This window comes from Pseudomonas sp. IT-P218, assembly GCF_949767605.1.
In the GTDB taxonomy this organism is placed as follows: Bacteria; Pseudomonadota; Gammaproteobacteria; order Pseudomonadales; family Pseudomonadaceae; genus Aquipseudomonas; species Aquipseudomonas putida_AE.
Genome location: NZ_CATKQQ010000091.1, coordinates 1 through 222 on the forward strand (window position 1 = coordinate 1; position 222 = coordinate 222).

1 pseudogene is annotated in these 222 nt (G+C 58.1%); it reads right to left on the reverse strand.

Annotated elements, in window-relative coordinates:
- Window positions 1-222 (reverse strand): annotated as a pseudogene (locus tag ACM6I6_RS29040) (hypothetical protein); the annotation flags it as partial.

A 222-nucleotide genomic window follows, 5' to 3' on the forward strand; every position in this document is an offset into this window, starting at 1 on the left:
CACCAACGTCTCAGCCCGCACCAAGCGATTTTCACAGTCATAACCAAACGTCTGCAGCGTGCCCATGCCGCTGCGTTTTTCAATCAGGTTGCCCCACGCATCGTAGGCATACTCCTGATCCCGCCAGCGCTTCAGGCGGTTGTCCTTGACGTGGTCAAACTGGCTGGTGTTGAAGTTCAGCCGGTTCGCCGCGGCGTCGTAGCGGAATTCTTCGCTGTCGAG